Source organism: Protaetiibacter sp. SSC-01 (genome assembly GCF_014483895.1).
In the GTDB taxonomy this organism is placed as follows: Bacteria; Actinomycetota; Actinomycetes; order Actinomycetales; family Microbacteriaceae; genus Homoserinibacter.
Genome location: NZ_CP059987.1, coordinates 2098317 through 2121711 on the forward strand (window position 1 = coordinate 2098317; position 23395 = coordinate 2121711).

20 protein-coding genes and 2 riboswitches are annotated in these 23395 nt (G+C 72.4%); of the genes, 7 read left to right on the forward strand and 13 right to left on the reverse strand.

The genetic code is table 11. The annotated features are described in order from the left end of the window. Window positions 1-44: 44 nt before the first annotated feature. Complete coding sequence (locus H4J02_RS09930; protein ID WP_187674435.1) at window positions 45-1667, reverse strand: ABC transporter substrate-binding protein; 1623 nt, start codon at window positions 1665-1667, stop codon at window positions 45-47. A gap of 248 nt (window positions 1668-1915) precedes the next feature. On the opposite strand from H4J02_RS09930, the gene H4J02_RS09935 reads away from it, so the two are divergent. The 3 genes from H4J02_RS09935 to H4J02_RS09945 are packed head-to-tail and all read left to right on the forward strand — an operon-like array spanning window position 1916 to window position 3326. Next, window positions 1916-2323: a thiol-disulfide oxidoreductase DCC family protein gene (locus tag H4J02_RS09935; protein WP_262406018.1), complete on the forward strand. Its 408-nt coding sequence runs from the start codon at window positions 1916-1918 to the stop codon at window positions 2321-2323. Continuing rightward, window positions 2320-3123, forward strand: coding sequence for a CPBP family intramembrane glutamic endopeptidase (locus tag H4J02_RS09940; RefSeq protein ID WP_262406020.1), 804 nt, complete (start codon window positions 2320-2322; stop codon window positions 3121-3123). Before H4J02_RS09935 ends, H4J02_RS09940 begins: the two co-directional genes overlap by 4 nt. Window positions 3124-3164: 41 nt before the next feature. Continuing rightward, a complete protein-coding gene (locus tag H4J02_RS09945; protein WP_187674437.1) occupies window positions 3165-3326 on the forward strand; it encodes a hypothetical protein in 162 nt (53 codons plus the stop codon). 262 nt (window positions 3327-3588) lie between these two features. Here H4J02_RS09945 and gcvP read toward each other — a convergent pair whose 3' ends face one another. From gcvP to H4J02_RS09965, 4 genes are all read right to left on the reverse strand, one after another. Further along, entirely contained in the window at window positions 3589-6414 is a 2826-nt protein-coding gene (gcvP, locus tag H4J02_RS09950) for an aminomethyl-transferring glycine dehydrogenase (protein ID WP_187674438.1), read from the reverse strand. Continuing rightward, window positions 6414-6785 (reverse strand): glycine cleavage system protein GcvH, encoded by a 372-nt coding sequence (gcvH, locus tag H4J02_RS09955; RefSeq protein ID WP_187674439.1) that lies wholly within the window; start codon window positions 6783-6785, stop codon window positions 6414-6416. Before gcvH ends, gcvP begins: the two co-directional genes overlap by 1 nt. A 1-nt stretch (window position 6786) precedes the next feature. Beyond that, entirely contained in the window at window positions 6787-7926 is a 1140-nt protein-coding gene (gene gcvT, locus H4J02_RS09960) for a glycine cleavage system aminomethyltransferase GcvT (RefSeq protein WP_187674440.1), read from the reverse strand. Window positions 7927-7956: 30 nt separating this feature from the next. Then, a riboswitch (glycine riboswitch) is annotated at window positions 7957-8106 on the reverse strand. After that, window positions 8107-8199, reverse strand: a riboswitch (glycine riboswitch). Window positions 8200-8247: 48 nt separating this feature from the next. Then, window positions 8248-8853 carry a hypothetical protein gene (locus H4J02_RS09965; RefSeq protein ID WP_187674441.1) on the reverse strand — a complete coding sequence of 202 codons (606 nt, stop codon included), beginning with the start codon at window positions 8851-8853 and terminating at the stop codon, window positions 8248-8250. Window positions 8854-8908: 55 nt separating this feature from the next. Between H4J02_RS09965 and H4J02_RS09970 the strand changes: the two genes are divergently transcribed. Then, window positions 8909-12031 (forward strand): hypothetical protein, encoded by a 3123-nt coding sequence (locus tag H4J02_RS09970; protein ID WP_187674442.1) that lies wholly within the window; start codon window positions 8909-8911, stop codon window positions 12029-12031. Between the two features lie 749 nt (window positions 12032-12780). Here the strand turns inward: H4J02_RS09970 and hutI are convergent. The 4 genes from hutI to hutH are packed head-to-tail and all read right to left on the reverse strand — an operon-like array spanning window position 12781 to window position 17928. Next, window positions 12781-13929, reverse strand: a complete 1149-nt coding sequence (hutI, locus tag H4J02_RS09975) for an imidazolonepropionase (protein WP_187674443.1) — start codon at window positions 13927-13929, stop codon at window positions 12781-12783. Beyond that, entirely contained in the window at window positions 13926-14759 is an 834-nt protein-coding gene (locus tag H4J02_RS09980) for an arginase family protein (RefSeq protein ID WP_187674444.1), read from the reverse strand. The genes hutI and H4J02_RS09980 overlap by 4 nt, the downstream gene beginning before the upstream one ends. Then, the gene (gene hutU, locus H4J02_RS09985; protein WP_187674445.1) at window positions 14759-16411 is read right to left on the reverse strand and encodes a urocanate hydratase; all 1653 of its coding nucleotides are present in this window, start codon (window positions 16409-16411) and stop codon (window positions 14759-14761) included. Before hutU ends, H4J02_RS09980 begins: the two co-directional genes overlap by 1 nt. Then, on the reverse strand, window positions 16408-17928 hold the full coding sequence (hutH, locus tag H4J02_RS09990) for a histidine ammonia-lyase (protein WP_187674446.1): 1521 nt from the start codon (window positions 17926-17928) through the stop codon (window positions 16408-16410). Before hutH ends, hutU begins: the two co-directional genes overlap by 4 nt. A gap of 85 nt (window positions 17929-18013) precedes the next feature. Here hutH and H4J02_RS09995 point away from each other — a divergent pair, with 85 nt between their 5' ends. Next, a complete protein-coding gene (locus H4J02_RS09995) occupies window positions 18014-18781 on the forward strand; it encodes an IclR family transcriptional regulator (protein ID WP_187674447.1) in 768 nt (255 codons plus the stop codon). 118 nt (window positions 18782-18899) lie between these two features. After that, window positions 18900-19259 carry an ATP-dependent DNA ligase gene (locus H4J02_RS10000; protein WP_187674448.1) on the forward strand — a complete coding sequence of 120 codons (360 nt, stop codon included), beginning with the start codon at window positions 18900-18902 and terminating at the stop codon, window positions 19257-19259. A gap of 13 nt (window positions 19260-19272) precedes the next feature. Here the strand turns inward: H4J02_RS10000 and H4J02_RS10005 are convergent, their stop codons facing one another. Both H4J02_RS10005 and H4J02_RS10010 read right to left on the reverse strand, forming a co-directional pair. Then, window positions 19273-19566, reverse strand: coding sequence for a hypothetical protein (locus tag H4J02_RS10005; RefSeq protein WP_187674449.1), 294 nt, complete (start codon window positions 19564-19566; stop codon window positions 19273-19275). A gap of 87 nt (window positions 19567-19653) precedes the next feature. After that, the gene (locus tag H4J02_RS10010) at window positions 19654-19989 is read right to left on the reverse strand and encodes a hypothetical protein (protein WP_187674450.1); all 336 of its coding nucleotides are present in this window, start codon (window positions 19987-19989) and stop codon (window positions 19654-19656) included. A gap of 68 nt (window positions 19990-20057) precedes the next feature. Between H4J02_RS10010 and H4J02_RS10015 the strand changes: the two genes are divergently transcribed. After that, window positions 20058-20627, forward strand: coding sequence for a carboxymuconolactone decarboxylase family protein (locus tag H4J02_RS10015; RefSeq protein ID WP_187674451.1), 570 nt, complete (start codon window positions 20058-20060; stop codon window positions 20625-20627). 4 nt (window positions 20628-20631) lie between these two features. On the opposite strand, the gene H4J02_RS10020 is transcribed toward H4J02_RS10015, so the two are convergent. Together H4J02_RS10020 and glsA are read right to left on the reverse strand one after the other, a co-directional pair. Next, window positions 20632-22272, reverse strand: coding sequence for an MFS transporter (locus H4J02_RS10020; protein WP_262406022.1), 1641 nt, complete (start codon window positions 22270-22272; stop codon window positions 20632-20634). Beyond that, window positions 22269-23294, reverse strand: coding sequence for a glutaminase A (glsA, locus tag H4J02_RS10025; RefSeq protein WP_187674452.1), 1026 nt, complete (start codon window positions 23292-23294; stop codon window positions 22269-22271). Before glsA ends, H4J02_RS10020 begins: the two co-directional genes overlap by 4 nt. Window positions 23295-23395: the final 101 nt, after the last annotated feature.

Sequence of the window (23395 nt, forward strand, 5' to 3'; positions counted from 1 at the left end):
AAGCGACGCCGCCCCACAGTGCGTGTTGATCGTCGAGCTGAGTGTCAGCCCTTGGTGATCGCGTAGAGGAGCGGCCAGCTGTCCCAGCCGAACTCCACGTCGTCCACCAGCGTGGAGTAGCCGGCCGTGACCGAGCCGTACCACAGCGGGATCGCGGGCAGGTCCTCGAAGAGGAACTTCTGCGACTGGTTGAACAGGTCGGCCTGCTCCTCCTGGTCGACCGCCGCGAGGCCGGCGCGGAACAGCTCGTCGAACTCGGGGTTCGAGTAGTCCGCGTCGTTCGAGCCCGAACCGGTCACGTAGAGCGCGCCGAGGATGTTGGCGGCCGACGGGAAGTCGAACTGCCAACCCGTGCGGAACGCCGACTTGATGGTGCGGTCGTTGACCTCGGTGCGGAGACCGGCGAAGTCGGGGTAGGGCAGGCCCACCGCGTCGATGCCGAGCGCGTTCTTGATCGAGTTCACCGTCGCGTCGACCCACTCCTGGTGGCCGCCGTCGGCGTTGTAGGCGAGCTGGAAGGTGCCGGTCCACGGACGGATGGCGTCAGCCTGCGCCCACAGCTCCTTGGCGAGCTCGGGGTCGTACTCCATGACCTCGGAGCCCTCGACGGCCTCCGGGTCGAAGCCCGCGATGACCGGCGAGGTGAAGTCCTCGGCGGGGGTACGCGTGCCCTGGAAGATGACCTCGGTGATCTCGGCGCGGTTGATGGCGTGCGAGATGGCCGCGCGACGCAGCTTGCCCTCCTCGTCGTAGGCGAAGCCCTCGAGGGTCGGCTGGATCGTGAACGACTGGAACACGGCCGAGGCCTGCTCGACGGCGCGGTCGCCGAGGTCGTCCTTGAAGGTCGCGAGCGCGCTCGTCGGAACCGAGTCGACGATGTCGACGTTGTCCGAGAGCAGGTCGGCGTAGGCGGCGTCGAGCGTCGCGTAAACCTTGAAGTTCAGACCGCCGTTGGCAGCCTTGCGCGGGCCGTTGTAGTTCTCGTTCGGGACGAGGGACAGGCTCTCGCCGTGCACCCAGCCGTCCTCGCCGAGCTTGTAGGGGCCGTTGCCGATCGGGGCGTCACCGAACGCCTCCGGGTCCTCGAAGAAGGCCTCGGGGAGCGGGAAGAAGACGGTGTAGCCGAGGGCCACCGGGAAGTCGGCGCGGGGCTCGGCGAGCTCGACCGTGAAGGTCGTGTCGTCGATGACCTCGAGCGCGAGGGTGTCCTCGCCGCCGTCGTAGGTGCCACCCTCGAACGCGATCGCGTCGATGAACCACCACTGGTTCAGGAGCTCCGGGTCGGCCGCGGCCCACTGCCAGGCGTTGACGAAGGACTCGGAGGTCACCGGGGTGCCGTCCGAGAACTTCTGGTCAGCCTTGAGCGTGACCGTCCAGGTCTTGTAGTCCTCCGACTCGATCGACTCGGCGGCGTCGTAGTCCCACGAGCCATCCGCCTTGTAGTAGACGAGTCCGGCGAACATGTTGTTGAGAACCTGGCCACCGTTCACCTCGTTGGTGTTGGCCGGGATCAGCGGGTTCTCCGGCTCCGACCAGGCGACGTTGACGACGCCGGACGATGCCGATCCTCCTCCGTTGCCGCCGTTGTCCGACGAGCATCCGGAGAGGACGAGCGCGGCGGCGACTGCGACGCCCCCGGCTGCTGCTGCGATGCGAGAGATTCGCACGGTTCCTCCTGTACACAATGGGACGCCATGCGGGCATACGCGCGCATGGCGGTGTTGCTGAAACCTTAAGTCGCGTTCAGGCGACCGCCAAACCGGATGGCGGAATCGTTACACGGAGGAAACCGCGACGCAGGAATCGTGCACGAGAAGTCACAAGGCGAGGATCCGTTGCGCGGCGTGCTCACATGCTGCGCTGGAAGGCGCATGTGCGCGGAATCTTCGCATTCCGCACGCGTAACATCGGCCGCGTGACCGCCGTGCGAGTGCCCCTCCCGCGCACCCGCCCCGTGCTCGTCTACGACGGCGACTGCGCCTTCTGCACGACGTGGGTGAACCGGCTGCGGGACCTGCTGCCGCGCTTCCCCGAGGCCCTCCCCTACCAGTGGATCGACTACGCCGAGCTCGGCCTCGACGAGCACGACGTCACCCACTACGCCTGGTACGTCACCCCCGGGCGTCAGCTCGGCGGGCACCTGGCATTCTCCGCGCTCCTACGCATCCAGCGAGCCTCGTGGTGGAGGTTCGCCGGCTGGCTCCTCGCCACTCCCCCGTTCTCGTGGGCCGGCTGGCTCGGGTATGCGTTCATCGCCGCCAACCGGCACCGGCTGCCCGGTGGAACCCCCACGTGCGCCCTGCCCCCGTCGGAGCGCGGATGAGCGCCGCCGACCCGGCCATGCACCCCGACGCGCAGCCGCCGCTCACCCGCGCGCGCATCCGCTGGGAGATCGCGATCGTGCTCGCGCTCGGGCTCGGCCAATCGGCGGTGTACGCGATCGTAGCGCTCGCCTACCGGCTCACGAGCGAGGTGTCGCTCGGCAACCAGACGGCGACGCTCAACCCCTCCCGCAGCGATCGGGAGATCTTCGACCTCGTCTACCAGCTGCTGTCGATCGCGTTCGCACTCGCCCCCGTGCTGCTCGTCTGCTACCTGCTGTGGTCGCCGCGGCGGCCGCACCTCGCGGCGCTCGGGCTCGACGGCACCCGCCGCATCCGCGACGTGGCATGGGGCGTGGGGCTCGTGCTCGCGATCGGCATCCCGGGGCTCGCGTTCTACGCTGTCGGCCGCGCGCTCGGGATATTCGTCGCCGTCAACCCGGCCGGGCTCGGCGACCACTGGTGGACCGTTCCCGTGCTGCTGCTCGCGGCGGCGCGTGCCGCCGTCCAGGAGGAGTTCGTCGTGCTCGGCTACCTCTTCGAGCGGCTGCGGCGGCTCGGCTGGGGCCCGTGGGCGATCATCGTCGCGACCGCCGTTTTCCGTGCGACGTACCACCTGTACCAAGGGCCCGGTGCGTTCATCGGCAACCTCGTCATGGGGATCGCGTTCGGCTGGCTCTACCAGCGCACCGGCCGACTGCTGCCCTTCCTGGCCGCCCACTTCGCGATCGACGCCGCCGTGTTCATCGGGTACCCGCTCGTCGCGAGCTGGTGGCCGGGGCTCTTCGGCCTCCCCGGATAGGGGACTTCGGACCGCGCGCGCGTGCGCGTAGACTCGCGCGCATGCCACAGCCCGACTCGGGGGAGTCGACGGCCGCGACGCAGACCGAGGAGCCTGCCGCCGGGCCCGCCCTGCCCCCTCCCCCCGCCGGAGCGACCCGCTTCGAGCTGCCCCCGCCCACCGAGGGCGCCGTCCGCTTCGACCTGCCGCCGCCCCCGGCGTAGGGCGGGCGCTGCCGCCCCCACCCCGTTGGTTGAGTAGCGCCGCGCGCGAAGCGCACGACGCGTATCGAAACCCTCGCACGGGGTATCAACAGCGGGCCATGGATGCGACCCCTCCGCACGCCAAACGCCCGTCGGGTTTCGATACGCCGTGCGTCGCGCGCTTCGCGCACGGCGCGCGGCACTCAACCAGCGGTGAACTCGCGCCACCACGCGCTTGCGCCCCCAGCACAGTGCGGGCGCACATCGTGCGCCCGCACCGCGACTACGCGAACGCCTCCACCGGCGGGCACGCGCACACGAGGTTGCGGTCGCCGTAGGCCTGGTCGATGCGGCGCACGGGGGGCCAGTACTTACCCCCGTGCACGAGGGTGTGCACGGGGTAGACGGCCTGTTCGCGCGTGTAGGGGTGGCTCCACTCCCCCGCGATGACCGACTCGGCGGTGTGCGGGGCGTTGGCGAGCGGGTTGTCGTCCTTCGGCCACTCGCCCGCGCCCACCGCATCCGCTTCGGCCTTGATCGCGATCATCGCCTCGATGAAGCGGTCGAGCTCGGCGAGGTCCTCCGACTCGGTCGGCTCGACCATGAGGGTGCCCGCGACGGGGAACGACATGGTCGGGGCGTGGAAGCCGTAGTCGATGAGCCGCTTCGCGACGTCGTCGACGGTCACACCGGTCGCCTCGCGGAGGGGCCGCAGGTCGAGGATGCACTCGTGCGCGACGAGGCCGTTGTCGCCCGCGTAGAGCACGGGGTAGTGCTCGCGCAGTCGCGCGGCGATGTAGTTCGCGGCGAGCACGGCGGCGCCGGTCGCCCGGCGCAGTCCTTCAGCGCCCATCATGCGCACGTACGCCCACGAGATCGGCAGGATGCTGGGGCTGCCGTAGGCGGCCGAGCTCACAGGGTTCGCATCGACGTCGCCGCCCGCTCCGGGCAGGTACGGCGCGAGGTGCGCCTTCGCTGCGACGGGTCCGACGCCGGGGCCGCCGCCGCCGTGCGGGATGCAGAACGTCTTGTGCAGGTTGAGATGCGAGACGTCTCCCCCGAAGTCGCCGAAGCGCGCGTAGCCGAGCAGGGCGTTGAGGTTGGCGCCGTCGACGTAGACCTGCCCGCCGGCCGCGTGCACGGCATCCGTGATCTCGCGGATGTCGTGCTCGTAGACGCCGTGCGTGGAGGGGTAGGTGACCATGAGCGCGGCGAGCTCCTCGGCGTGCTGCTCGACCTTCGCGCGCAGGTCGTCGAGGTCGACGTTGCCGAGCTCGTCGCACGCGACCACGACGACGCGCATGCCGGCGAGCACGGCACTCGCGGCGTTGGTGCCGTGGGCGCTCGACGGGATGAGGCACACGGTGCGGGTGTCGTCGCCGTTGGCGCGGTGGTAGCCGCGGATGGCGAGGAGCCCGGCGAGCTCGCCCTGGCTGCCCGCGTTGGGCTGCAGCGACACCTCGTCGTAGCCCGTGACCTCGGCGAGCCAGCCGGAGAGCTGCCCGATGAGCTCGCGGTAGCCCGCCGTGTGCGCCTCGGGCGCGAGGGGATGCAGGTTCGCGAACTCGGGCCACGTGACGGCCGCCATCTCGGTGGCCGCGTTGAGCTTCATCGTGCACGAGCCGAGCGGGATCATGCCGCGGTCGAGCGCGTAGTCCTTGTCGGCGAGGTACTTGAGGTAGCGCATCATCCCGGTCTCGGAGTGGTGCGTTTGGAACACCGGATGCGTCAGATATTCCGTCTGCCGCATGTGATCGGGATCGATCGAGCGCGACACGGGTTTGAACCCGAGCGAGGCGGGCGCGGCGTCGCCGAGCACGGCCCGAAGCACGACGAGCGCGTCGGCGGATGTCGTGGTCTCGTCGGTCGAGAACTGCACGGTGTCGGCGTCGACGAGGCGCAGGAGCACGTCCTCCGCCTCGGCTGCAGTCACGACCTCCGCGGCCCGACCGGGAACGCGCACCTGCACGGTGTCGAAGAACAGCTCGTGCACGGGAGCGAGACCCGCGTCGCGGAGCGCGTCGACGACGAGGTTGGCCATGCGGTTCGCGTGGTGCGCGATCGCCTTGATGCCGCGCGGCCCGTGGTAGACCGCGTACATCGACGCCATGACGGCGAGCAGCACCTGCGCCGTGCAGATGTTGCTCGTGGCCTTCTCGCGGCGGATGTGCTGCTCGCGCGTCTGCAGCGACAGGCGGTAGGCGGGGTAGCCGGATGCGTCGACGGAGACGCCGACGAGCCGTCCCGGCAGCTGACGCTCGAGGCCCGCGCGCACGGCCATGTAGCCCGCGTGCGGTCCGCCGAAGCCGAGCGGCACGCCGAAGCGCTGCGTCGTGCCGACCGCGACGTCCGCGCCGAGCTCGCCGGGCGAGGTGATGAGCGCGAGCGCGAGCAGGTCGGCCGCGAGCACCGCGATGCCGCCGCCCGCCTGCACGCGCGCGATGGCATCCGCGGGGTTCCACAGGCGGCCGGAGGCGCCCGGGTACTGGATGACGGCGCCGAAGGCCTCAGGGAGCTCACCGGCGAAGTCAGTGTCGACGAGCTCGATGCCGACGGCCTCGGCGCGGTGCGCGAGGAGGGCGCGCGTGCGGGGCAGCACGTCCACGTCGACGAGGAAGGTCGATGTGGCGGCACCCGAGGCGCGGCGGGCGAGCAGCATCCCCTCGACCACGGCGGTGCCCTCGTCGAGCATCGACGCGTTCGCGGTGGCGAGGCCGGTGAGGTCGGTGACCATCGTCTGGAAGTTGATGAGCGCCTCGAGGCGGCCCTGCGAGATCTCGGGCTGGTAGGGCGTGTAGGCCGTGTACCAGCTCGGGTTCTCGAGCACGTTCCGCTGGATGACGCTCGGCGTGACGGTGCCGTGGTAGCCGAGCCCGATCATGGGTCGCGTCACGCGGTTGCGCCGCGCGAGGGCGCGCAGCTCGGCGAGCGCCTCCACCTCGGATGCCGCGGGCGGCAGGGTCGTCTCGAGATCGTCGGAGACGCGGATGCCGGAGGGGATCGCGGCGTCGACGAGCGCGTCGACGCTCGCGTAGCCGAGCGCGGCGAGCATCGACTTCTGGGCTGCGGTGTCGGTCCCGATGTGGCGGTCGGCGAAGAGCTCGCGCATCACTCGGCCGTGAGCGCGGCGTACTCGTCCGCGGTGAGCAGGGCGGGCAGCTCGCTGAAGCGCACGGCGATCATCCAGCCGGCGCCGTACGGGTCGGAGTTGACGAGCGAGGGGTCGTCGGAGAGCGCGTCGTTGACCTCGACGACCTCGCCGTCGACGGGCGCGTAGAGCTCGCCGACCGACTTGGTGGACTCGATCTCGCCCACGACGCGACCGACGGCCGCGGCCGTGCCGACCTTCGGGAGGTCGACGAACACGACGTCGCCGAGCTTGTCGGCCGCGTAGTCGGTGATGCCGATGCGGGCGACGTCGCCGTCGACGGCGACCCACTCGTGCTCGGACGTGTACTTGAGGTCGGCGGGAAGCGACATGTCAGCTCTTCTTTCTCGAGTAGAACGGCAGGGCGACGACGGATGCGGGGATGCGTGTTCCGCGCACGTCGACGAAGACGGTCGTGCCGACCTCCGCGAGCGCGGGGTCGACGAGGGCCATGGCGATGGGGTGGCCGAGGGTGGGCGAGAGCGCGCCGCTCGTGACGACGCCTGCGGCGTCGGCGGCATCCTCGGTGGCGAAGACCTCGTAGTCGGCGCGTCCGGCGCGCTTGCCCTCGGCGGCGAGGCCGACGAGCACGCGCGCACCCTCCGCCGGGCCCGCCGCGACGGCGTCCTCGCCGACGAAGCCGCCGGGCTTGCCGAGCACGGGCACGCGGCCGAGGCCGACCTGCTGCGGCAGGGTGTCGCGCGTGAGCTCGTGCCCGTAGAGCGGCATCCCGGCTTCGAGGCGCAGCGTGTCGCGTGCGGCGAGCCCGCACGGGATGAGGCCGGCGCCCGCGCCCGTCTCGGCGAGGGCCTCCCACAGCTCGGGGGCGGCATCCGGCGACAGGAAGAACTCGAAGCCGTCCTCTCCCGTGTAGCCGGTGCGCGCGACGAGCACCTCGTGGCCGCGGAAGTCGCCCGTGATGGCGCGGTAGTAGCGCAGTCCGTCGAGCCCCGGGATGTCGAAGCCCTCGACCTCACGCAGGATCTCCTCCGCGCGCGGGCCCTGCAGGGCCACGAGCGCGACGTCGTCGGACTCGTCCTCGACGACGCAGTCGAACCCGGATGCGCGCTCGCGCAGCGCCTCGGCCGCGGGGAAGCGGTTGCCCGCGTTCGCGACGACGACGAAGCGGTCGGGGCCCGTGCGGTACACGACGAGGTCGTCGATGATGCCGCCATCCTCGGCGAGCAGGAGGCTGTACTTCGCCTGACCCTCCTCGATCGCGGAGAGGCGCCCGGCGAGCGCGTGGTCGAGAGCCGCCGCGGCATCCGGACCGAGCACGACGATCTCGGCCATGTGGCTGAGGTCGAAGAGGCCGGCGGCCTCGCGCACGGCGCGGTGCTCGGCGAGGTCGGAGCTGTAGCGCACCGGCATCTGCCAGCCGGCGAAGTCGGTGAAGGAGGCGCCCGCGGCGACGTGGACGGCGTCGAGCGGCGAACGACGGGCGGTGCCGTCTGGTGGGGCTGCGGATGTCATGGCGAGTTCTCCTGGCGCGATGCAGTCATGAACTCCCCCTCTGTCCTCGTGCCTGAGAGTTTCGCGACGGGTGGTCGCTTTCACCATGGGCGGAGCCTGTGCGCGGTGTGAGATCTCGACACGCCGCCTTCGGCGGCTGCTCGATCCGATCCCGCGCAGCGGGATCGCTTTCCAGAGCGGCCTGTCGATGCGGTACACGTACCTGAGAGATTGGCGGGGAGGCTTGCTCCTTCGGTGCCGTGGGCTCTGCCACGGCTCTCCCGCATCGCGTGCGGCCCGATGTTCGATTGTGGGGTCAGCCTACCCGATGCGGGTGCGGGCTCAGTCGGTGAGATCGGCAGCGTAGAGCAGCGCCGAGGCGAGCACGCCCACGAGCACGATCGCCCACATCGCGATGCCGACCCACGCGGCGACGTTGAGGCGCCGCTGCGTGCCGCGGCGGATGCCGTAGGCGCTGAAGATCGCGCCGAGCGCCCACGGGATGCCGGCGAGGAAGGCGCCGCCGACGTCCTCCATATAGCGTCCACGGCCGCCGAAGAAGAGCGTCTCGTAGAGGCCCACGGCTCCCACGGCCCACGCGAGGAGGGCGACGGCGGAGAGCCCCAGGCCGAGCCACGGGAAGACGAGCGCGGGACGCACGGGCCGCGCACGCAACGTCACGCCGACGCCGATGCCGCACGCGATGAGCACGGCGACGAGGTCGATCGTGAGCCCCGCGTTCATGAGCCACTCGACGGGCGCGGCGGCCGGGAAGCCGGCGCCGCCGATGACGTTGAGCACGATGCCGACGAGGGCGAGCGCCGCGACGACCGCGTGCCCCCAGGGGCTCGGTGTGGCGATCCGCAACGGGTCGCTCGGGGCGACCGGGGCTGCCTCGGGGGCGTCGGGCGCGGGCTGCGGCACGGCGGGCGGGGCGACATCGCTCATGAGGCGAGGGTAGCGGCCTGTCGACATCGCTCGCACCGCGGAGCAGGATGTGGGCATGGTCGGCCGGCTGCGGGCGGGCGCCCTCTCCTCGACGGCCCTCGCCCTCCTCGCCCTCGCGTCGCTGCTCGTCATGAACGAGCTCGACCGTCTCGTCGGCGACGTCGTCGCGCCGTCGGGGCGCGTGCACGCGCTCTCGGGCGTGTACGGGCCCACCGCCTTCCTCGAGACGGACGCGTGGGCCGACTGGGCGGCATCCGCGTTCCCGGTGGGGGCGCTCGTGCGCGCGCACCTCGTCGCCGACCTCGTGCTCATCGCGTGCTCCGCGACGCTGCTCGTGCGGCTCGTGCGGCGTCTCGCGCCCGCGGGGTCGCCGGCGAGGCGGCTCGGCATCCGACTCGTGGCGGTGCTCGTGATCGCCGACCTGCTCGAGGACGCACTGCTGCTCGCCCTGAGCTTTCCGGGGGCGCCCGGCTGGCTCGTGTGGCCGCAGGTCATCGCCACCCTCGCGAAGACGGCCGCCGCCATCGTGCTGCTCGGGTTCCTGCTGCTCGGACGCGTGGTGGGAGAGCGGATGCGGCGCGCCCTCGGGCGTGCCTGGCGCGGCCTCTACGCGCAACGGCTCGTGGCGATCGTGGTCGGCGCGATCGCCGTCGTGTCGCTCGTGACGGCCGACGGCGTGCTCGAGCAGCTGCCCGACGTCTACCGCTCGTGGGTGGGCTACGGGGGGCTCGACATGCTGCCGCTCGCGATGACGCTCCTCGCGTTCGCCCTCACGGGCACGGGGCTGCTCTTCCTCACGCGCGGGCGCGTGCGCCGCTACGTGCGCTCGCGCGTCGACGACCGCCCGGAGTCGCCCCTGGTGCCGTGGGTCGTCGCGGCGGGGGCCGCAGCCGTCGTGGGCGTGGCGCTCGGCATCGCGCAGAACCGGTCGCCCGCCGACTGGGTGCCGCTCATCGTCTTCGTCGCGGCCCTGCTCGCTGTCGCCGGGCTGTCGTGGCTCATCCGGGTGATGCGTGCACGGGGCGGCGCGCGACCCACGCCGCCCCTGCGACCGCCCGACACCCACGACGACGCCGTCGCGGCGCGCCACGCGGGCGACGTGCTCATCATCGGGTGGGTCGCGCTCGCGGGTCTCGGGCCGTTGAAGGCCTTCATCGCACCGATCGTGCTCGGCGCGACGGGCGGCTTCGACGACTCGCGCTTCGCCGGCACGACGGGCTGGACGATCGCGCTCGCCGCGGCGTTCCTCGTGCTCGCCGTGGTGGGCGCCGTCGCCTTCCGGCGCTGGGCGGCGGGCGACCCGCCCGCGGCGAGCGCGGCATCCGCGTCGACCGCGATCGGCGCGACGCTCGAGGCCGCCGTGCAGTCGGGCGAGGTGACGGCGCGCCAGCAGCGGCTGCTCGACCGGCTCGGCCTCGTCGTGCTCGGCATCTCGGCGATCGTCGTGCTCGCGTTCCTGCTCGCACCCATGGCGATCTCGGCCGTCGTCGGCGCCGCGGCCGTGCTCGTGCTGCTCGCGGGCGCGTGGACGGGCGTGCTCGGCTGGCTCACCCTCGCGCTCGGGCGACGACGCCCGCTCGAGGTGTTCCAGGTGCTGCGGCTGCGGTCGGCGCCCGTCGTGACGCTCCTCATCGTGCTGCCGCTCGTCGCCTCGACGGTGCAGAGCTCGCCGAGCCTGCACGCCATCCGGTTCGAGGCGGACGGCGGGCTGCCCGCGCGGCCGAGCCTCGCATCCGCCTACGCGACCTGGTACGCGGGCGACAGCTGCGCGACCGAGGTGGCGGGGGTGCGGGTGAAGCCGCTCGTGCTCGTCGCGGCGGAGGGCGGCGGCATCCGCGCGGCCACGTGGACGGTCGACGTGCTGCGGGAGCTTCCCGCCGCCGGCACGTGCGCCGCGAGCGCGGTCTTCGCCTCCACGGGCGCGAGCGGTGGCAGCGTCGGGCTCGCATCGTTCCGCACCGAGGGCAACGCGCGCGGTGGCGGTGCCGCCCAGTCGACGATCGACTTCTCGGCCGACCACGCGCTCTCGGCCGACATCGCTGGGCTGCTCGCGGGCGACCTCGTCGGGTCGGTCGCCGGCATCCGCGTTCCGAGCTCCGGGATGCCGCACGCCGACGGATGGGAGTGGCGCGACCGCACCGCGATGCAGGAGCTCACGTGGGAGAGCCAGGCGCCGCAGTTCGCGAGGCCCTTCGATGCGGAGCCCGTCGAGCCCACCGGCTACCTCGTGCTCGGCTCGACCGACGCCGTGTCGCTGTGCAAGGTGCTCGTGAGCCAGCTCGACCTGAGCGACGGCGGCTGGGCGGCGATGGATGCGCAGACGGATGCGCAGCCGGGTACGCAGCCGGGCGCCGCGAGCGCCGCCTCGCCCGACTGCGCGGCCCGCACCGCCGAGTTCGCGAGCACGATCGACCTCGTCGACTACCTGGGCGAGTGCCACGACGGCCTCACGTGGGCGACCGCCGCGGAGCTCTCGGCACGCTTCCCGTTCGTGAGCCCCGGCGGACGCGTGTCGCCCGCGACCCTGCCGGAGGGATGTCGCGACGTCGCCGACCTCCAGCTCGTCGACGGCGGCTCGACCGACAACAGCGCCGTCGGCACCTGGGTCGACGTGGCGCCCGCGCTTACGGCGCTCATCCGCGCGACGAACGCGGACGCCAACGGGGGCTCCCGCCCCTACGTCGTGCCCGTGCTGCTGTTCGCGACGAACGAGCCCGGCAGCGACGTCATCGTCGCGCCCGACGGATCGCGGCCCGAGGCGCTCGTGCCGCTCGCGGCGATCTTCGGCGCGAAGGGGCCGCAGCTCTCCCCCTCGGCGTGGCTGCGGCGCGCATCCGACGCCTATCGCGAGGTGTGCCCGCCCGCGGCCGACGCGTGCGAGGACGCCGTCGAGGTCATGCGGCAGGGGCTGCCCGGCGGTGTCGTCGTCGCGTCGCCGTCGACGGGCCCCGCGATCTCGGTGCCCCTCGGCTGGAGCCTCTCCGCGTTCAGCCGCAGCCGGCTGCGCTTCGAGGCCGAGGGGCAGGCGCTGTGCGGCCGCGACCCCGCGCAGGTGCACCCGGATGACGTGGTCGCGCACGCGGGCGACCCCTGTCGTGCGAGCGGTGAGTGGGGCATGCTCGGCGACCTGCTCGACCGCTTCGACGACGCGGTGGCGGCGGCGGTTCCCGCCGGGTGAGTAGCGCCGCGCGAGTCAACCCGCGGATGACCTCGCGCCGTCGCCCCTCTCCGTTGGTTGAGTAGCGCCGCGCCGCGCGACGCGCGGCACGGCGCGTATCGAAACCCTCGCACCCGCGTATCAACAGCGGGCCAAGAATGCGACCCCTCCGCACGTCATCCGCCCCTCGAGTTTCGATACGCCGTGCGTCGCGCCCCCGGCGCGGCGCGCGGCACTCAACCAGCGGTGAACACGCGCGATCGCCTATCGAAACCCCGCGTCCGGCGACGTGCCCCCCTCCCGTTGGTTGAGTAGCGCCGCGCGCGCAGCGCACGACGCGTATCGAAACCCTCGCACCCGCGTATCAACAGCGGGCCATGGACGCGATCCCTCCGCACGTGATTCGGCGCGGCGCGCGGCACTCAACCAGCGGTGAACTCGCGCGATCGCCTATCGAAACCCCGCGTCGGGCGACGTGCCCCCCTCCCGTTGGTTGAGTAGCGCCGCGCGCGAAGCGCACGACGCGTATCGAAACCCTCGCACCCGCGTATCAACAGCGGGTCCAAGGATGCGATCCCTCCGCACGTCATCCCCCGTCGGGTTTCGATACGCCGTCCGTCGCGCCCTCCGCGCACGGCGCGCGGCACTCAATCAGCGGTGAGGCGGGCGCGCCCGCAACGGCCGCGCAGCGGCCGCGTCGGCGAAGCCGACCGAGAACGGAGTCGGCGAAGCCGGGCCCTTCCCGCCGAGCTCCCCGCAGAAGCCCACCGCTACCCGGCCACCACACCCCCACCCCACACCCGTCGCACGAGCGGAACGCCGGGACGGTACGCGAGGTGCACATGGCTCGGGGCGTCGAGCTCCACGAGGTCGGCGCGCGCTCCCACCGCCACCCTGCCGACGTCGGAACGGCGCAGCGCCGCAGCACCGCCCGCGGTCGCGGCGTGCACGGCCTCGTACGGCGTCATCCCCATCTCCCGCACCGCGAGCGCGATGCAGAACGGCAGCGAGGTCGTGTAGCTCGAGCCGGGGTTGCAGTCGCTCGCGAGCGCGACCGTGACGCCCGCGTCGAGGAGGCGGCGCGCATCCGGCCACGGCTGGCGCGTCGAGAACTCGGCGCCCGGCAGCAGCGTGGCGACCGTGCCGCTCGCCGCGAGCGCCTCGACGTCGTCGTCGCACAAGAACGTGCAGTGGTCGACGCTCGCGGCGTCGAGCTCGACGGCGAGGTGCACGGCATCCGACGGTCCGAGCTGGGCGGCGTGCAGCCTTACGCCGAGGCCGCGCGCGGCGCCCGCCCGCAGGATGCGCTCGGTCTCGTCGAGCGTGAACGCTCCCGTCTCGCAGAACACGTCGATCCACCGCGCGTAAGGCGCGCACGCCTCGAGCATGTCCCCCGCGACGAGCTCGACGTAGGCGTCGCGCTCGACCCCCTCGGGCACGACGTGCGCCCCGAGGAACGTCACCTCCGAGGTCAGCTCGCGCGCGACGCGCACCGAGCGCAGCTCGTCGTCGACACTCAACCCGTACCCGCTCTTGACCTCGATCGTCGTCGTGCCCTGCCGTCGTGCCTCGGCGACGAGCCGCCGCCCGTGCTCGATCAGCTCGGCATCCGTCGCGGTCCGCGTCGCGGCGACGGTGCGACGGATGCCGCCCGCCGTGTACGCGCGCCCCGCCATGCGCGCCTCGAACTCGTCGCCGCGGTCGCCCGCGAACACGAGGTGCGTGTGCGAGTCGACGAAGCCGGGGATCACGGCGCGCCCCTCGACGTCGACGCGCTCGTCGGCATCCGGCGCCGCGGCCGCCTCGCCGACCCACGCGATGTGCTCGCCGTCGATCACGACGGCCGCGTCGCGCACGATCGGGCGCTCGGCGTCGTTCGCCACGAGCTCGCCGATGCCGGTGAGCAGCACGGTCGTCATCGCGTCTCGAACCCCCGGATCGCCTCGAGCACGCACAGCGCCACGAGTCGCACGGTACGCCCATCGGGGGCGTCGAGCGAGGCGTCGACCTCCGTGAGATCGATCGACACGACCGACGGATGCGCCCCCGCGGCCCGCGCGGCGTGCCGCAGCTCGAGCGCCGAGAACCCGCCGGGGAGCGACGCGGGGCAGGCCGGAGCGACCGAGCGGTCGCACGCGTCGACGTCGAGGTCGACGTGCACGCGCGAGCCGCCCACGCGGTGCAGCGCCCGGCTCATGGCGTCGGCGAGCGGCACCCGCGTGAGCTCGTCGCGCGTCACGACCGCGATGCCCGCCTCCGCGGCGCGCACCCGGTAGGCGTCGGAGTTGGCGAGCGGCTCGATGCCGAGCTGCGCCATCCGCTCGCCCGGGATGCCGGCCTCGAGCAGCTGCCGCACGGGCGAGCCGTTGGAGACGCCGTCGCGCAGGTCGTGGTGCGCGTCGACCGTGACGAGCGTGTCGGCGCGGCGGCCGAGGGCGACGGGCACGGTGGCGGCGTTGTCGCCGCCGACGGCGATGACGAGCGAGGCGTCGAGGGCCGCGATCGCCTCGGCCGCCTGCGCGGGCGAGGCGTCCGGGTCGACGAGGTCGCCCGCATCCGCGACCACGAGGTCCGTCTCAAGGGAGTAACGCTGCAGCGCTTCCCGCACGGCTGCGGGCGTGAGGTGCGCCGAGCCGGGCGTGATCGAGGTGCGCCACGTCGGCACGCCGACGAGCACGACATCCGCGTGGCCCGTGGGCGCGGGCCAGCGCCCGGCGCGCGGCCAGAGCGGGTCGTCGTAGAGCGCCATCACTCCCCCATCGGCACGCGCACGCCGAGCCGCGCGGCCGTCGCCTCGGCCTCCGGATACCCCGCGTCGACGTGCCGCAGCACGCCCATGCCGGGGTCGTTGCGCAGCACGCGCGCGATCTTCTCTCCCGCGAGCGCCGTGCCGTCGGCCACCGTCACCTGCCCCGCGTGGATCGAACGCCCGATGCCGACACCGCCGCCGTGGTGGATCGACACCCACGACGCCCCGGATGCCGTGTTGACGAGCGCGTTGAGCAGCGGCCAGTCGGCGATCGCGTCCGACCCGTCGAGCATGGCCTCCGTCTCGCGGTAGGGGCTCGCGACCGAGCCCGCGTCGAGGTGATCGCGGCCGATCGCGAGCGGGGCCGAGAGCTCGCCCGAGGCGACCATGTCGTTGAAGCGCAGCCCCGCGACATCCCGCTCGCCGTAGCCGAGCCAGCAGATGCGGGCGGGCAGCCCCTGGAAATGCACGCGCTCCCCCGCGAGCCGGATCCAGCGCGCGAGCGACTCGTTCTCGGGGAAGAGCTCGAGCACGGCGCGATCGGTCTTCGCGATGTCGGCGGAGTCGCCCGAGAGGGCTGCCCAGCGGAACGGACCCTTGCCCTCGGCGAAGAGCGGGCGGATGTAGGCGGGCACGAACCCGGGGAAGGCGAACGCGTCGGCGAACCCCGCCGCGAGCGCCTCGGTGCGGATGTTGTTGCCGTAGTCGAACACCTCGGCCCCGGCGCGCTGGAAGCCCACCATGGCCTCGACGTGCACGGCCATCGACTCGCGGGCCCGCTGGGCGAAGCCGGGATCCTTCCGCGCCTCGGCCCAGTCGTCGAAATCGACGCCGAGCGGCAGGTACGCGAGCGGGTCGTGCGCGCTCGTCTGGTCGGTCACGATGTCGATCTCGGCGCCCATCGCGAGCAGGCGCGGCACGATATCGGCGGCGTTGCCGAGCAGGCCGATGGAGAGCGGATGCCGTGAGTCGCGAGCCGCGTAGGCCCGCTCGAGCGCGTCGTCGACATCCGCCGCCTCGGCGTCGAGGTAGCCGTGCTCGATGCGACGACGGATGCGCGAGGGGTCGACGTCGACGCAGATCGCGACCCCGCCGTTCATCGTGACGGCGAGCGGCTGCGCGCCGCCCATGCCGCCGAGGCCCGCCGTGAGGGTGATCGTGCCCGCGAGGCTGCCGGAGAACCGCTTCGCCGCGACCGCCGCGAACGTCTCGTACGTGCCCTGCAGGATGCCCTGCGTACCGATGTAGATCCACGAGCCCGCCGTCATCTGCCCGTACATCGTGAGGCCGAGGGCCTCGAGGCGACGGAACTCGTCCCAGTTGGCCCAGTCGCCCACGAGGTTGGAGTTCGCGAGCAGCACGCGCGGCGCCCACTCGTGCGTCTGCAGCACGCCGACGGGCTTGCCGGACTGCACGAGCAGCGTCTCGTCGCCCTTCAGGGTCTCGAGCGTGCGCACGATCGCGTGGAAGCTCGCCCAGTCGCGCGCGGCCTTGCCGGTGCCGCCGTAGACCACGAGCTGCTCGGGGTGCTCGGCGACCTCGGGGTCGAGGTTGTTCTGCAGCATCCGCAGGGCGGCCTCCTGCGGCCAGCCGAGGGTGTGCAGCTCGCTGCCGCGGGGGGCGCGGATGGTCGGGGCCTGGGTCGTGGTCATGCGTCGAGTCCCTTCACGAGGTCTCCCGCGGCGACGAGGTCGACCGCCGCGGCGATGTCGGGGGCGAGGAAGCGGTCGGGGCCGGCACCCGGCACGCGCTCGCGCAGCGCGGCGATGACCCGCGCGGTGGCGGGGGCGCATCCCTCCCCGCGCAGCTCGATGCCGCGCGCGGCCGTGAGCACCTCGATCGCGAGCACGCGCCCGAGCCCGTCGAGCGAGCGGCGCAGCTTGCGCGCGGCGCTCCAGCCCATCGACACGTGGTCCTCTTGCATCGCGCTCGTCGGGATCGAGTCGACGGATGCCGGGGCGGCGAGCCGCTTGAGCTCGCTCACGATGCCCGCCTGCGTGTACTGCGCGATCATGTGGCCCGAGTCGACGCCGGGGTCGTCGGCGAGGAACGGCGGGAGGCCGTGGTTGCGCGAGCGGTCGAGGAAGCGGTCGGTACGGCGCTCGCTCATCGAGGCGACGTCGGCCACGGCGATCGCGAGGAAGTCGAGCACATAGCCGAGCGGGGCGCCGTGGAAGTTGCCGTTCGACTCGATGCGGCCGTCGAGCGTCACGACGGGGTTGTCAATCGCGCTCGCGAGCTCGACCTCGGCGACGCGGCGCGCGTGGGCCGCGGTGTCGCGCGCGGCCCCGTGCACCTGCGGCGCGCAGCGCAGCGAGTAGGCGTCCTGCACACGCGTGAAGCCGTTCGTGCGGTGCGCGGCCACGACGGGCGAGCCCGCGAGCACCTCGCGCATGACGCGAGCGGATGCCGCCTGGCCCGGGTGCGGACGCAGCGCCTGCAGGTCCTCGGCGAACACGGCATCCGTGCCCGCGAGGCCCTCGATGCTCATCGCGGCGGCGAGGTCGGCGGTCGTGAGCAGGCGCTCGAGGTCGTGGAGGGCGAGGCACAGCATGCCGAGCATGCCGTCGGTGCCGTTGATGAGCGCGAGGCCCTCCTTCTCGTGCAGCTCGAGCGGCTCGATGCCGGCCGCGGCGAGGGCGGCGGACGCGTCGAGCAGCTCGCCGTCGACGCGCACGGGGCCCTCGCCGATCGCCGCGAGCGCGATGTGCGCGAGCGGGGCGAGGTCGCCGGAGCAGCCGAGCGATCCGTACTCGCCGACGACGGGCGTGATGCCCGCGTCGAGCATCGCGGCGTAGACGCGCGCGACCTCCGGCCGTGCTCCCGTGCGGCCCGTCGCGAGCGTCGCGAGGCGCAGCAGCATCGTCGCGCGCACGACCTCGCGCTCGACCTCGGGGCCCGAGCTCGCGGCGTGCGAGCGCACGAGCGAGCGCTGCAGCTGCACGCGGCGCTCACGCGGGATCGACTGCGTGGCGAGGGCGCCGAAGCCCGTCGAGATGCCGTAGTGCGGGCGCGCGTCGGCCGCGAGCTCGTCGACGATCGCGCGGGATGCGGCCATCGCCTCGAGCGCCTCCGGCGCGAGCTCGACGCGCGCGTCGTGGCGCGCGACAGCGACGACCTGCTCGACCGTGAGGGGCGCGGCCCCCAGCAGCACGGACTCCTTCGTCATGGCGCTATTCCACCGATCGCGTGCGGCGCTCGGGAGGGGCTTCGGCGCTAATCTGTCTGAGATTTCAGACGATCGGAGGTGACGGATGCCGACGATCCCCGCCGCCCGCAACGCGCTCGGCATCCTGCGCTACCTCGGCGAGCGCGCCGCCCCCGCGCGGGCCTCGAGCATCGCGCGCGACCTCGCCCTCCCCCGCTCGTCGGTGTATCAGCTGCTGCGCGTTCTCATGGACGAGGGGTTCGTCATCCACTACCCCGAGCACCGCACCTACGGGCCGAGCACGCTCATGGCCGAGCTCGGCGCGGCACCCCGCCGCTCGGCCCAGCTCGCGCGGCTCGCGGCGCCGCTGCTCGAGCGTCTCGTGCCGCGCGCACCCCTGCCCGTCGTCGCGCACCTCGCTCTGCTGAGCGGCGCCGACGTCATCTACCTCGCGCGCGTACAGGGCTTCCGCGCGCCCACGACCGTCACCAACACGGGCGTGCGGCTGCCCGCCCACCTCACGGCGACCGGGCGCTCCCTGCTCGCGGCGCTGCCACCCGGGCAGGTGCGCGCGCTCTACCCCGACCGCGGCAGCCTCATCCGGCGCAACCAGCGCGGGCCGCGCACCCTCGCGCAGCTCGAGGGCATCCTCGCCGAGACACGCGAGCGGGGCTGGGCGCGCGAGGACGGCGAGATCACGGAGGACTACGCGTCCGCCGGTGCGACGGCGCTCGACACGACGGGCTACCCCGCGGCGGCCATCGGGCTCACGTTCCGCAGCACCGCCGCGAGCGCTTCGCACTGGGACGCGCTCGGGGATGCCGTGGTCACGACCGCGCGCGAGGTCACGGCGCGTCTCGCGGGCCGGCACTGAGCCCGGCACGCACACCGGCATCCGGGCCACCACCGACCCGCAGACGCGACGAGCGCGGGCGACGCGATAGCATCGCGGCATCCGCCTCCGGGCACCGGCACCATACGGAAGGGCTGTCGTGGGTTCCCTCATCTACGGCGTCTCGGGCATCGAGATCTCGTTCGACGATCGCGTGCTCGCTCATCTCGAGCTCGTCATCAACGCGAAGCTGAGGCGGCGTGAGTCGTTCATGCTCAGCTGGCGCGACTCCCCCGGCGTCGGCGACGGACGCAGCTCCATCTGGCTCGACACCGCCATCCCGCTGTACTTCCGCTACTCGGGCAGCCGCGTCCCGCTCATCGACAAGGACTGGCTCGAGGAGCTCGTGATCCAGGCGGGGTCGACGCGCGGGCTCGTGCTCGGCGAGGAGCCCGGCAGCGACCGGCAGGTCAAGGCGAGCGACAACTCCGTCAAACGCAAGGACCACCCCGCGCGCTGACGCGGCTGAGGGCTCAGGCGAACCCCAGACCGGCGCTTCCCAGGCGGCTCGCGCGGTGCCGCAGCACGTCGACCGCGTAGTCCTCGCCGTCGAGTGCGACGTCGCGCTCGTCGCTCGTGGTCGCGACGAGCGGCGACATGGCCGTCACGATGAACTCCGCGACGACCGCCACGCCGTTTCGAAGCGCGGGGATCCTCACGCGCTCCGGCGGATGGTTGAGGGGCAGTGTCACGAGGTAGTCGAGCAGCGCCTCGGCGACGCGGTCGCTCGTGACCAATGCGGATCCGGCGTAGTGCAGGGTTCTCATCCAGTGCTCTCCTCGCCTTTCGGCTGAGACCATCGTGCGTCGCGGCCGCGCCCCGTGTGAACCCGTTCCCCTTCGGGCCGAATCGTGCTACACGTCGTCCGTCTGGCCGACTTCCGGCACGGGGCCCGTCTCGATGTGCTCGGCCGTGAGCTGGATGCCGCCCGTCGTGTTCGCGGACCTCAGGATGTCCTCGATCCACTCGCGGTGGAGCTCCGGCGGCTGCTCCTCCTCGAACTCGAAGCGCAGCGGGATGGCCTCGTGCATCCAGATCGTCGTCCGGCCGCTCGGTTGATCCTCGGCGTGCGTCCACGAGAGGGTGAAGCTCTCCCCGCGACGGAGCTTGGTGACCAGCGCCACCTTGAGATGCGACAGCGTGCGGTCGTCCATCTCGATCGCCTGGTCGGCGTAGAAGAGTGTTCCCATGGCCTCATGCTAGGACCGGGGCTTCCCCGTGGGGAGTTCCGGTGCCAGGCTCGTGCTCGGGAGGCACCATGGCCATCATCCACACCCCGGAGCCCGACGAGGTCACGGGCGACGCCGCGGCCCTCTACGCCGACGACCTCGCCGACCTCGGCTACGTGCCGCCGCACACGCGCGTCATGGCCGACAACCCGGCCGCGGTCGCCGCCTTCGTCGACCTCATCCGCGCCTCCCGGCGCACGATGGACCTGCGCCGCTACGAGCTCGTGACGCTCGCCGCCGCGCAGGCGATCGGCTCGCAGGCCTGTCGGCTCGCGCACGGCCGCAAGGCGCTCACGGCGATCAGCGAGGCGGAGCTCGTGCGCATCGCGCGCGACTTCCACGACGCGGGGCTCAGCGATGCGGAGGTCGCGATGATGGAGTTCGCGCAGAAGCTCTCGCGCGACTCCGCGTCGATGACGGATGCCGACTCGCTCCGCCTGCGCGAGCTCGGCTTCTCCGACCAGGAGATCGTCGACATCGCCCTCGCGGCCGCAGCGCGCAACTACTACTCGCGCGCCCTCCACGCTCTCGCGGTGCCCGTCGACGTGCCGCCGGACCTCTCGGTCGAACTGCGCGACGCCCTGCTCACGGGCACCTGAGCGGCTACTTTCTCGCGTTCTGCGGTTCGGGGATCTCGCCCGGCCGATACCTCGGCAGGCGCGCGGCCGGCACGATCGCGAGAGCCGAGATGCCCGCGAGGATCAGCAGCCCCATCCGGAGCGCCGAGAGGCGCGCCTCCTCGTTGATGCGCACGAACTCGTCCGTCTGGGACGGGGTCGCATCCGTGCCCTCGAGCAGCGAGCGCAGCTGGTCGTTGCTGACGAAGTTGGCGTTCTCGAGGCTCACCTCGTCGACGAGCTCCTCGGGCAGGTAGGTGTTCTGCGTGAGGGCGCTCGAGATGTTCGCCGCGAGGATGCCGACGAGCAGCGCCCCCGCGAGCGCCGTGCCGACGGCCGACGCGAGGTTCTGCGTCGTGCCGCGGATCGAGCCGACGTCGCCCGCGAGGTCCTTCGGCACCGCCGTCACGAGCACGTTGAACACGAGTGTCACGAGCGCGCCCTGACCGACGCCGAAGACGAAGAGGCCGAGGATCGTCGGCAGCGTCTCCCAGTTGTTGGTGACGACGAACGACAGCCACACGAGCGCCGCCGTCGTGAGCACGAAGCCCGCGACGCCGATCGTGCGCGGGTTGAACCGGCCGTAGAACCGCACGATGAGAGTGGCCGTCACGAACACCGTGAGGTTGAACGGCATCATCGCGAGCGAGGTGTCGAACGGCGTGCGCCCCTGCACGATCTGGATGTAGAGCGGCACCGTGAAGTTGAGCGCCGCCTCGAGCGCCACGACGATGAACATCGCGTAGACGGCCGCGCGCTCGCTGCCCTTGCCGAGCACCTGCAGACTCACGAGCGGCACCTTGCCCTGCTTCGTGCGCCGCCGCGTCCACAGGAAGAACGCCTGCCCGAGCACGATGCCGAGCAGCACGAGCAGCGGCGCGGGCGAGATGCGGCCGATCGAGAACGGCGCGTTGTCGGTCGCCTCGAGCACGCCCCAGCCGTTGAGGTTGTTGAAGCCGAGCGTGAGCGAGACGATCGCGAGGCCGATGAGCACGGCCGCGACGAGGTCGATGCGGATGCCGGAGTCGCCTCGGTCTCCCCGCAGCCGGAAGCTCAGGATGAAGACGAGCACCGCGATGCCGAGCACCACGCCGAAGACAGGGCGCCAACCGATGAGCGTGCCGAGGGCTCCGCCGATGAAGAACGCCGTGACGCCCGAGATGGCGCGCGCCGACCCGAGGGAGCCGACCGCCGTCGCCTGCTGGCGGCCGCGGTAGTTCTCGGCGATGAGCGCCACGAGGCTCGGCACGATGATCGCGGCCGACGCGCCCGCGACGACCTGCGCCGCGATGATCCAGTACACGTTGGGTCCGAACAGCATCATGAGCGACGAGCCCGCGAACGTCGCGACGACGATGCGGAAGATGAGCACCCAGCCCACGCGCTGCCCGAGCTTCGCGCCCACCATGACGAGCGCCGCGACCGCGAGGCCGTAGACGACGATCGCCGTGCTCGCCGTCGTCGGCGGCACGTCGAACTCCTCGACCATGCCGCCGATCGACACCGGCAGCGCGGCGACGTTGAACGACATGAGCATCTGGGCGAAGAACAGCCCGACCATGGGTGCCCACGAGGCCTTGGGCTCTGCGTGGGCGGGGGCGGCATCCCGAGCGTGCGTGGCGGTCATGACGGCTTCTCTCTCGAGTAGGGGTAGGGCCCGTGCTCGCGGGCCTCGGACGCGAAGATGTCGAGGCCGAGAGCGCGGGCGAGGTAGCGCGTGGCGAGGCGACCGCGCACGCTGTTGCCGGCGCCGTCGAGTCGCGGCGCGAAGACGCCGATGCCCGCCTTGCCGGGAGAGACGGTCATGATGCCGCCCGCGACGCCCGACTTGCCGGGCAGGCCGATCTCGAAGAGCCACTCGCCCGAGCGCTCGTAGAGGCCCGCCGCGGCGAGCACCGCGAGGGTGTCGCGTGCGACATCCGCCGCCACGACCCGCTCCCCCGTCACGGGGTTCACGCCGCCGTCGGCGAGCGTCGCACCCATGACGGCGAGGTCGGTCGCCGTCACGAGCAGCGAGCACTGGCGCGTGTAGGCATCGACGGCGCCGAGCGGGTCGGCCTCGATGCGGCCGTAGGCCTGCAGCAGGGTGCCGATCGCGCGGTTGCGTTGGTTCGTATCGGCCTCCGAGGTGTACACCTCGCCGTCGAGCTCGAGGCGGCGGCCCGCGAACGCGGAGAGGCCGGCCTGGATGCGCGCCCACCGCTCGTCGGCGGATGCGGCGGGCACGAGCGCCGTCGTCGCGATCGCGCCCGCGTTCACCATGGGATTGCCGGGGTGCCCGTCGGCGAGCTCGATCGCGATGACCGAGTTGAACGGCAGGCCCGTGTTGTCGACGCCGATGCGCTCACGCACGACCTCGTGGCCGAGCTCCTCGCACACGAGCGCGTACACGAAGGCCTTCGAGATCGACTGGATCGAGAACAGCACCTCGGCGTCTCCCGCCGCGTGCACGGCGCCGTCGACCTCCGCGACGCTCACGCCGAAGAGCTCGGGGTCGACCTGCGCGAGGCGCGGGATGTAGGTGGCGATGTCGCCGTCGCCCGTTTCGCGCGCGTACGCGTGGGCCTCCCGCACGAGGTTCTCGACCGCATCCCACCCGGGCAGCGTCCCGGTCGAGACGTGCTGTGGGATGTCGTCGAGCTCGGCCATGGACGTCCTCTCACGGCGCTGACGGCGCCAGGGTACTCTCGTGGAGCCGCCGGCACTAGACCGGGTGTTCTACCGCATCCGCATGCCGCGGACGACATGCG